Source organism: Chroococcidiopsis sp. TS-821 (assembly GCF_002939305.1).
Taxonomy (GTDB): Bacteria; Cyanobacteriota; Cyanobacteriia; order Cyanobacteriales; family Chroococcidiopsidaceae; genus Chroogloeocystis.
In genome coordinates this window covers 599,012-606,965 of sequence record NZ_MVDI01000002.1, presented here as the reverse complement: position 1 = coordinate 606,965, position 7,954 = coordinate 599,012, and the positions used below count along the sequence as shown (strand labels likewise).

At 42.4% G+C, this 7,954-nt stretch carries 8 protein-coding genes; 3 read left to right on the top strand and 5 right to left on the bottom strand.

Annotated elements, in window-relative coordinates:
- Positions 1–185 precede the first annotated feature (185 nt).
- Both B1A85_RS10415 and B1A85_RS10410 read right to left on the bottom strand, forming a co-directional pair.
- A complete protein-coding gene (locus tag B1A85_RS10415; RefSeq protein WP_104546819.1) occupies positions 186–1,286 on the bottom strand; it encodes an ABC transporter permease in 1,101 nt (366 codons plus the stop codon).
- Positions 1,283–1,756 (bottom strand): GNAT family N-acetyltransferase, encoded by a 474-nt coding sequence (locus B1A85_RS10410; RefSeq protein WP_104546818.1) that lies wholly within the window; start codon positions 1,754–1,756, stop codon positions 1,283–1,285. The genes B1A85_RS10415 and B1A85_RS10410 overlap by 4 nt, the downstream gene beginning before the upstream one ends.
- Positions 1,757–1,852: 96 nt before the next feature.
- Here B1A85_RS10410 and B1A85_RS10405 point away from each other — a divergent pair, with 96 nt between their 5' ends.
- Positions 1,853–2,305 (top strand): DUF29 domain-containing protein, encoded by a 453-nt coding sequence (locus B1A85_RS10405; RefSeq protein ID WP_104546817.1) that lies wholly within the window; start codon positions 1,853–1,855, stop codon positions 2,303–2,305.
- 2 nt (positions 2,306–2,307) lie between these two features.
- Here the strand turns inward: B1A85_RS10405 and B1A85_RS10400 are convergent, their stop codons facing one another.
- The gene (locus tag B1A85_RS10400) at positions 2,308–4,296 is read right to left on the bottom strand and encodes an ATP-binding cassette domain-containing protein (RefSeq protein ID WP_104546816.1); all 1,989 of its coding nucleotides are present in this window, start codon (positions 4,294–4,296) and stop codon (positions 2,308–2,310) included.
- Between the two features lie 13 nt (positions 4,297–4,309).
- Positions 4,310–5,566, bottom strand: coding sequence for an HlyD family secretion protein (locus tag B1A85_RS10395; RefSeq protein ID WP_104546815.1), 1,257 nt, complete (start codon positions 5,564–5,566; stop codon positions 4,310–4,312).
- A gap of 124 nt (positions 5,567–5,690) precedes the next feature.
- Here B1A85_RS10395 and B1A85_RS10390 point away from each other — a divergent pair, with 124 nt between their 5' ends.
- Positions 5,691–6,362, top strand: a complete 672-nt coding sequence (locus B1A85_RS10390) for a TetR/AcrR family transcriptional regulator (protein WP_104546814.1) — start codon at positions 5,691–5,693, stop codon at positions 6,360–6,362.
- Between the two features lie 24 nt (positions 6,363–6,386).
- Here the strand turns inward: B1A85_RS10390 and B1A85_RS10385 are convergent, their stop codons facing one another.
- Positions 6,387–7,028, bottom strand: a complete 642-nt coding sequence (locus B1A85_RS10385; RefSeq protein ID WP_104546813.1) for a pentapeptide repeat-containing protein — start codon at positions 7,026–7,028, stop codon at positions 6,387–6,389.
- Between the two features lie 312 nt (positions 7,029–7,340).
- Here B1A85_RS10385 and B1A85_RS10380 point away from each other — a divergent pair, with 312 nt between their 5' ends.
- Positions 7,341–7,934 (top strand): DNA-3-methyladenine glycosylase, encoded by a 594-nt coding sequence (locus B1A85_RS10380; protein ID WP_210404352.1) that lies wholly within the window; start codon positions 7,341–7,343, stop codon positions 7,932–7,934.
- The last annotated feature ends 20 nt before the right edge of the window (positions 7,935–7,954 follow it).

Sequence of the window (7,954 nt, the reverse complement as noted above, 5' to 3'; positions counted from 1 at the left end):
GGAGAAAATTGTAACGGCAGACATTAAAGCTCTGATCAATTGTCAGTAGCAGCGCAGTCGAACAATTCTGTTGGAGCGGATTGGCAGATTTTCGGTGTGGGGTTTAAGATGGCTACAACCGCTCAACAGAACTGTTATATGCCACAACAAAGCTAATGAGGCTATAGTGTAAAATACAAAATTGATTAGCTTAGTAACTGCATTCGGCTTAATGCTTTTCTTGCTGTATTGAATAGTAGCAAACCAATAACTATGAGAACTAGGGGAATAAACCAAACTCCTATCCAACCTGTACCACGTACAAAGGCATCGCGGCTGAGTTCGATGTAGTAGCGGGCGGGTAAAATACTAGAGATGAGAGAAAGTGGAAAAGGAATGTTACTTAGAGGATAGATAAAGCCAGACAGTAAAAGTGAAGAAAGAAAACCAATGGTTGCAACTCCTTGCACAGCAGCATTTTGATTACTAGCTCTGACTCCAATGAGTAAACCAAATAACACGCTTGTCCATAAATAAAGTAAAGTTCCTAGAATAAATACTGTTGGTTCTACAGCAAAACTTAGCTGAAATAATAGTGAACCAAGACTGATAATGACAACGGCTTGGGCAATACCGATAATGAAATAAGCAAGTCCTTTGCCTAGTAATAATTCAGTAGCAGTGAGGCTTGAAGCGTAAACTTGTAGAATTGTACCGCGTTCTTTCTCGCGAACCATGGCGATCGCTGCTAGCAACGACGGATAAATCCACAAAATCACGCCATACACTCCAGGAACAATATACAATGACTCTCGCCGCCCTGGGTTAAACCATATCCGAATTCGGGCAACTATATTAGGTTGTTCTTGTTGGATGCCAGAAGTTCGTAGAAAAGCGTTAGTTGTAGCTCTAAAAGAGTTCTGAATGATTCTCGCATTATTTGCATCAGTACCATCAATTAAAACTTGTACGGTAGTAGGTTGATTCGAGTTAATTTGTGAATCAAAATTAGGAGGAATGATTGCGCCTGCATTGGCAATTCCTCTTTCTAATGCACCTATGATATTATCATCCCAGCGCGTTAATTGAAATTGATTTGTCGCCATTAATTGCTCAACATAACTACGACTGAGAGGACTATTATTTAAGTCTTGAATGACAGTCGGAATATTTGTTGCTTCTAAACGAATTGCAAAACCAAAAATAAACAAAGTTGCTAGAGGTAACAAAATTGCTAGTGCGACCGTGAGGCGATCGCGTCGAAATTGTGCTAACTCTTTAATACACTGTGCTAATATACGCTTCATTTAGAGATTTTTCCATGTAAACGCAAGGAATTTGGATACCAGAACGCAAGGTATGAAATGAGTGTTCGATAACTTGATAGCCACTTGCTTGATAAAAAAAAATTAGCTGTTGTTGATGATACAAGTTTGATTTTAATATGTTGAAATATTGCTTCTTTTTCTACAGCATTCAGTCCTCGACGAGTGTATTCAGGATGAACATAGACAGCATATATCTCATTTTTGAACAAAGAAGAAAATCCTGCGATCGCTCCCTCAATTTCAGCAACAAATACTATTTCACCTCTTTCGAGCAATGCTTTGCGAAAATTTTCTGGCTCAGATCTACTTATCCAGGCTTCAGTTTGCTCAGATGTGTAATTCTTTGTACATAGTGTGCGTACAGATCCGCAATGAACATGACAAATAGCTTCAGCACCTTCCAATCGAGCTTTGCGCACTTTAATATTTTTCTGTGGGCTTTTATTCATAATTCTGAATACTACCAGGCGATCGCTTCGTTACAATTAAGAATATTTAATACGGTTGTATTTTTGCTGATTGTCATAAAATTCTAATAAAACCCTATGCATTCCTTCAAATCTGATTACCAAACGCTATACGAAACAGATTATTTGCAATGGATTGAAACAACTGTAAAACAACTACGGAGTCAAAATTATGAAAGTGTGGACTGGGAGAATTTGATCGAGGAAATTGAAGATATGGGGAGGTGTGAACGCAGAAGCTTAGAAAGTAATTTGATTGTACTTTTGCTTCACTTACTCAAATGGCAATATCAACCTGAATACAGAAGTGGTAGTTGGGAAAGCAGTATCATTGAACATCGCAGACGAATAAAAAAATCACTCAAAGAATCTCCTAGCCTTAAGCATTATCTTGAAAGCATCTTTGCTGAAGCTTACATAGAAGCAGTCAAACAAGCAAAAGCAGAAACCGGATTACCTTTGGAAACATTTCCTACGCAATGTCCATATGAGTTGGCAGAAGTGGTAAATGATGAATTTCTACCAGAGTAAGTTTATTCACTACTATAACTTGCACGTTGCACAATACCGATAAATGCATCTTCTAGGGAAAAGGGAATCGGGCGAAGCGAGTAAATTTGCAATTTTGCCTCCTTTAAAGTTGAGCGAAGTTGAGAAATTTCTTCTGGATGATCGACAACAACATGAAGTTTCTCGCCAAAGATTGATACGCGCCAAGGTTCGAGTTGGGTTTTGAGTAAATTCGATGCAACTTGCGTGTTATCGGTAACGACTTCTAAAAGTTGTCCTGGTTGTTCGGCTTTGATTTGACTAGGTGAACCTTGCGTGACGACTTCCCCAGCTACCATAAAGCCCATGCGGTTGCAGTGTTCGGCTTCTTCTAGATAGTGTGTGGTTACTAAAATTGCGGTTCCATTGCGGGCAAAATCTTCAATTAAGCGCCAAAATTGTCGCCTCGCCAGCGGATCGACGCCGGATGTGGGTTCATCAAGAAATAAAATCTCTGGTTCGTGCATTACCGAAGCCCCGAAGGCAACTCGCTGCTTCCAACCACCAGGTAATTGCCCTGTAATCATATCTTCTTGACCGACTAAGCCACAAGTTTCTAAAACCCAGTTGATGCGATCGCGTCGCACTCTTCTAGAAACTCCATACACTCCGCAATAAAATTCCAAATTCTGCACAACGCTCAAGTCATCATACAGCGTAAACTTTTGGCTCATGTAGCCAATACGTCGCCGCAGTTGATTACTCCGTAAATTCTGCGTTTCTCCCGCCAGCGAAATCTTACCGCCGCTTGGTTCGAGTAACCCGCACAGCATTTTAATTGTCGTTGTTTTACCCGCGCCATTCGCCCCCAGTAACCCGTAAATTTCCCCGTAGCGAATTTCTAGATTGACTCCTTTGACAGCTTGAAAGTTACCAAAAACTTTTTGTAAGTTGTTTGCACCGATCGCCACTGATGAAGTAGAACTATTATTCTTTCGCCCCTTTCTGGGAAAGGGAATAAACGGTGGATCGGAACCCGCAGCGCGTAAGCGCGTGACAAAGACATTTTCTAAAGTAGCTTCACCAGTTTCGATTGTGTCTAATGGGATTTTGTTTTGATGCAATAACTTGCGTACTTGTGCTTCACCTTTTTGGGCGTTTGGTACTAAAACATCGAGTCGATCGCCAAAACTCTGCACATCCGCGATCGCTTGATAATACTGCGTCGCATCAATCACATCAATCTGAGAATTTGACTCTGCGTCTGTAGATAGTAAAACCTTCTCTGCGGCTTCGAGGGCTTGTAAATCTCCTGTACGCACTTCTAAGCGTTCTAAACCTAAATCATCGCGCAGTTGTTTGAGCGTACCAATTTGCTGAATTTGTCCTTCATACATCAACGCAATACGGTTACAGCGTTCAGCTTCATCAAGATAAGGTGTGGCAACGACAATTGTCACGCATTCGTTTGCTAAAGTGGCTAAGACATCCCAAAATTCCCGCCGCGATACCGGATCGACACCAGTTGTTGGTTCATCTAACAGTAAAATCTGCGGTTGCGATACTAATGCACAGCAAAGCGCTAATTTCTGCTTCATTCCTCCGGAAAGTTCTCCTGCGAGGCGATCGCCAAACCGTTCTAATCCCATCAATTTGAGATACTTATTCCGCCGTTGTTGCAGTAAATTGGGAGGAATTTTACGTAAACCTGCACTATAGCTGAGATTTTCATCAATACTCAAATCGAGATACAACGAAAATTGCTGCGTTAAATAACCAATCTTCAACCGCGCATCGCGGGGAGGTAGCCTCAATACTTGTACATGACCTTCACTCGCTTCCATCACTCCGGCGAGAATGTGAAACGTTGTTGTTTTTCCCGCGCCATCAGGTCCAATTAAACCAAAAATTTCTCCTTGGCGTACTGTAAAATCAATTCCACGAACTGCAACAAATTTACCGTAGCGTTTCCTTAGCCCTTCAACTTGAATGACTAATTCTGACGTTGATGCTGTTGTATCAGTAGTTGTCATTAAAGTTGGGTTTTTATTGAGTCACAATTTCGCCATCAGCTGGCATTCCTGGCTTCGCAAATCCTTGAGGATTATCAATACTCAGCTTGACACCAAAAACTTGTCGTACTCGATCTTCGCGAAAATAAATGTTTTCTGGAGTAAACGACGCTTGCGTATCAATGGCGGTGACTGTTGCAGCTAACGGGCGATCGGGGGCAGAATCGAGAAAGACATTGGCACGCTGTCCAATGCGTACATTGCCAATTTGTCCTCCTGGTATGAAACCCCGTAGATAAACAGTGTTGGGATCGATGACTGTCAATAATGTTCTACCTGTCGCCACAACTTCCCCAGGTTCTACACTACGAGTTAACACTACTCCATCTATGGGACTCACAACGTTGAGATCGGCGATTTGTGCTTGAATTTGTTGGCGGGATGCTTGGGCATTTTTGACTTCGGCTTGGGCGGCTGCAAGTTGCGATCGCGCGACATCGAGTTGTCTGCGTAAAGCATTCAATTGTGTATTACGAATGTTCGGATTCAAACTTGCAGTTTGGGCTTGCACTAATCCACCTTGGGCTGCATTCACTTGTTTTTGGGCAGCATCGATTGCGGCTTCTCGGCTTTGAAGTGTAGCTTGTGCGGTTTGAAAGGTTGCTTGCGTTTGATCGAATTGCTGCTGGGTAATTGCACCTGCTTGCAGTAATTGTTGAAAGCGATCGCGTTCTTTGCGGGCGAGTTCGAGTTGCGATCGCGCTTCGATGAGTTGCGCTTGGGTTTGATTTAACTGTGCTTCTGCTGCGGCTACGTTTGCTTCTGCTTGGGCAATTCGTCCTCTTGCATCTCCCTGCGATTGTTGTAAATTAAACTGTGCTTCTTCAATTTGACTTTGGGCAACGGCAATTTGCAATCGTGCTTGTTGTTCTTGTTGCTGCGCAGCAGTTAAACGTGCATTTGCGCCTTGCAACTGTGCTTGAATTTCTGCATCATCGAGCCGCACAATCGTTTCGTTTTTACGAACAGAATCGCCTTCTCGCACCGTCACAAACTCAATTCGACCACCTACTTTAGCCCCTACATTGGTTGGATAGCCTTCAATTCTACCGCTTAGCTGCAAGGCATCAGTTCTCGGACGCGAGGAAAAGTACCAAATTGCAAAACCCACTGCACCGACAATGATTAATCCAAGCAAAATCAACAAACGCGGATTGGCTTTACGACGTACTTTTGCAGAAGGTTCAGGCGCTGGGGCAGGTTTTTGCGGTTGTGATATCAATTGCGACATCGAGTTTGGATTTTTGAGTGAGAAATTCTTGCCCTTGTTGCGATCGCAGGTCTTGATAAAATCATACTAGACCGTCCAGTATGACAAAACAAGTCTTTTTACAAAAATTTAAGCTACAAGCAATATGGCTAACTCCCCACTCCAGAAAACTTCGCCTACCGCCCTAAACTACCTCAATGAAGTCGGTGTATTAGCAGCGCATATTGAATCAGAACCTTTAGGAAGCCGCAATACTAAGCGCGAACAGATTTTGCAAGGGGCGATGCAGGTTTTTCTCAAACAAGGTTATGCCAAAACAAGCATGGATCGCGTTGCTGCTGCTGCTGGTGTATCCAAGCAGACGATTTACAGTCATTTTCAAGATAAAGAAGGATTGTTCGTCGCGTTGATTGAGCGCGTGACAATTCGCAGCTTTTTGTCTGAGTTTCAAAATCCGTTCGAAGGCGAACCACAAATCGTATTGCGGAGAATTGCGGAGAAGTTTTTAGCTAAAATGGACGATCCAGAATATATTGCCTTTTTTCGGTTAGTTATTGCTGAATCGGCACGCTTTCCCGAATTAGCACAACTTTATACGCGCACAGTTGTACAATTTGGCTTTCGCAATTTGAGTGCTTACTTTGAAGCGCATCCGGAACTCAATATTGCAGATACCGAAGCAACAGCGCGTATTTTTCTTGGTTCTTTAGTTGCATTTGTGTTAGCGCAAGAAGTTTTGCACGGTAAATACACCATGCCCATGCAAAAAGAGCGCTTGATTAGTAGTTTGATTAATTGCGTTTTGTGTCAAGCATAGCTTAACTGAAACGAACCTGACTCGTCACTGATATCTCATTCCATCAGGCAAAATTGCGCCTTCAAGCCTAGCACGCGATAAATCGGTACCATCTAAAATTGCACCACTTAAATTGGCATTTCTCAGATCGGCGCGTGACAGATTAGCATGACTTAAATTTGCACCACTCAAATTGGCGTTTCTTAAGCGGGCGCGTGATAGATTAGCATGACTTAAATTGGTGTTGCTAAGATCGGCTCTGTCGAGTCTGGCTTTAGTTAGATTGATATTACTTAAATCTCTGCCTCTGAGGTCGATTCTTTTTAAGTTTGCTCTTTCTAAATTTGTTTCTAGAAAGTTTGTTGAAGTCGTTCCTCGACTTGTTTGTGTTGGTTGTATTCCAGCAACACTTGCTGTCAATAAACCGCCTAAGATAAATGCTGCTGCAATTGCGATCGCGTTGAGCGGAAAATTGCTAAATTGGAATTTGCGTAGTGGTTTAGAAGTTTGTTCTGCCTGAACTTGGGCGATCGCTCTTTGGATATATTCGGATGGAATTCTCGCCTCTAACCCTGCTTGGATAATTTCCTCTACCGAGTAGTTTTGATTTTTCTCCGCGTATAATCGCGCAGCCCGATCGAATATTTCTGGTATCTTCTCGGCAGGTATCTTTGGCTGATCTTTCATATGACACTTATCAATGTTTATTTTGGTGAGATGTCCTCGTTGGTTTGGAAGTTAGAAGGCTCACATATTTGCGCTATAGTATTGTCTTGGAGTGACAAAACTTGCTACAATAGCTAGAATGGGAAAAAATAATTAAGCTTAGCAAATAAGTAGTATTACTACTATTGTAAATTTTAACAACTAACCATAATTATAAAATTTGTATCAACACATAAGGTATTCATGCGACTAGCTGCGTTATCTTCACAACGCGATGACGTCTCGATCGAGTTATAGGATATTTACGTGGTGCAATGCCTTAATGCAACGAGTATGACTCAAGCAGTCGCAGAACTGACACAACGCGATCGCGATCTAGCAAGCGTTATTGAAGCATGGGGACACCCACCCAACTGGGAACGCGAAACAGGTTTTGTAGGATTGGTGCGCACTATTATTGGACAACAACTGTCAATAGCATCTGCCACAGCAATTTTTACGCGCTTATCGCAGCTTGTACCGCTAACACCCGCAAACTTTTTACAGCTAGATAACACGCAATTGCAAGCCGCAGGATTGAGTCAGCGCAAGATATTGTATTGTCGAGAGTTAGCACAAGCGATCGCAACTAATGTCATTGATTTAGACGAACTAGCGCTGCTGGATGATGCAAGCATACGCTCTCAACTACGGCAAATCAAAGGCATTGGTGACTGGACAGTTGATATTTATTTACTCATGTCATTACAACGTCCTGATGCGTTTCCCAGCGGCGATTTAGCACTAGCCATTGCGTATCAAAAACTTAAGTCTTTACCCAAGCGCCCAGCTCCAACCGAACTCGAAGCAATTTCTGAGAACTGGAAACCCTGGAGAGCAGTTGCTGCACGAATTCTCTGGCACTATTATCTTATGCAAAGTGCGTAATTTGATTTTGTTAATCACGC

Excerpts from the sequence above, each read along its gene's own strand:
- B1A85_RS10395 (WP_104546815.1), bottom strand. The coding sequence starts at position 5,566 with ATGTCGCAATTGATATCACAACCGCAAAAACCTGCCCCAGCGCCTGAA.
- B1A85_RS10410 (WP_104546818.1), bottom strand. The coding sequence starts at position 1,756 with ATGAATAAAAGCCCACAGAAAAATATTAAAGTGCGCAAAGCTCGATTG.
- B1A85_RS10390 (WP_104546814.1), top strand. The coding sequence starts at position 5,691 with ATGGCTAACTCCCCACTCCAGAAAACTTCGCCTACCGCCCTAAACTAC.
- B1A85_RS10405 (WP_104546817.1), top strand. The coding sequence starts at position 1,853 with ATGCATTCCTTCAAATCTGATTACCAAACGCTATACGAAACAGATTAT.
- B1A85_RS10415 (WP_104546819.1), bottom strand. The coding sequence starts at position 1,286 with ATGAAGCGTATATTAGCACAGTGTATTAAAGAGTTAGCACAATTTCGA.
- B1A85_RS10400 (WP_104546816.1), bottom strand. The coding sequence starts at position 4,296 with ATGACAACTACTGATACAACAGCATCAACGTCAGAATTAGTCATTCAA.
- B1A85_RS10380 (WP_210404352.1), top strand. The coding sequence starts at position 7,341 with ATGACTCAAGCAGTCGCAGAACTGACACAACGCGATCGCGATCTAGCA.
- B1A85_RS10385 (WP_104546813.1), bottom strand. The coding sequence starts at position 7,028 with ATGAAAGATCAGCCAAAGATACCTGCCGAGAAGATACCAGAAATATTC.